This window comes from Vibrio wakamikoensis, assembly GCF_050337275.1.
Classification (GTDB): Bacteria; Pseudomonadota; Gammaproteobacteria; order Enterobacterales; family Vibrionaceae; genus Vibrio; species Vibrio chaetopteri.
Genome location: NZ_JAKJST010000011.1, coordinates 1 through 968 on the forward strand (window position 1 = coordinate 1; position 968 = coordinate 968).

The following is a 968-nucleotide window of genomic DNA, read 5'->3' on the forward strand; positions in this document are numbered from 1 at the left end:
GGTTTATGAATTAAAGACGATGCTTGGGTCTGTAGCTCAGGTGGTTAGAGCGTTCGCCTGATAAGCGAGAGGTCGGTGGTTCAAGTCCACTCAGACCCACCAATCTTCCTCCCAGATGATTGGCGATAAGCATCAACACTGATGGGGCTATAGCTCAGCTGGGAGAGCGCCTGCCTTGCACGCAGGAGGTCTGCGGTTCGATCCCGCATAGCTCCACCATCTTTAAGTGTTTTCTCTTTGAGAATATTTAGAAATGGTTTCTTTCTTTCAGTAGAAAGCAAATCTCGCTCTTTAAAAATTTGGAAAGCTGACGAATAACATTTGATTAATGTTATTCATTTAAAAGTTCTCAAATCCTAGATGATTTAATCATTTAGGTACCAACACACATTCAAGTGTTCTTGGAAGTGACGAAAGTCCACTTTTTGCCTCTGCTTTTTCTTAAAAAGCGGAAACAAAGAGTTATTTGAGTCCGGCAAAATCGAGTCTGCATCATGTATAAAAATTGCAGACAACTTTGGTTGTTTAACGACAATCTCGAGGTTTCTTTGAAACTCTTTGGGGTTGTATGGTTAAGTGACTAAGCGTACACGGTGGATGCCTTGGCAGTCAGAGGCGATGAAAGGCGTAATAACTTGCGATAAGCCCAGATTAGGTAGTAATAACCTTTGAGTCTGAGATTCCTGAATGGGGAAACCCAACTACATAAGCAGGTATCGCTGAGTGAATACATAGCTCAGCGAGGCGAACCGGGGGAACTGAAACATCTAAGTACCCCGAGGAAGAGAAATCAACCGAGATTCCGAAAGTAGCGGCGAGCGAAATTGGATTAGCCCTTAAGCTTTTAATGAGACAGACGAAGGCTCTGGAAAGTGCCGCAGTAAAGGGTGATAGCCCCGTAGTCGACATCTCATCATCAGTGAAATCGAGTAGGGCGGGACACGTGATATCCTGTCTGAATATGGGGG

General features: G+C 44.3%; 2 tRNA genes and 1 rRNA gene. All 3 read left to right on the top strand.

What is annotated here, in order from left to right:
• Positions 1-25: 25 nt before the first annotated feature.
• Positions 26-102, top strand: a tRNA-Ile gene (locus tag L4C42_RS00705).
• A gap of 41 nt (positions 103-143) precedes the next feature.
• Positions 144-219: transfer RNA gene (locus L4C42_RS00710), tRNA-Ala, on the top strand.
• 351 nt (positions 220-570) lie between these two features.
• Positions 571-968 (top strand): 23S ribosomal RNA (locus tag L4C42_RS00715); the annotation flags it as partial.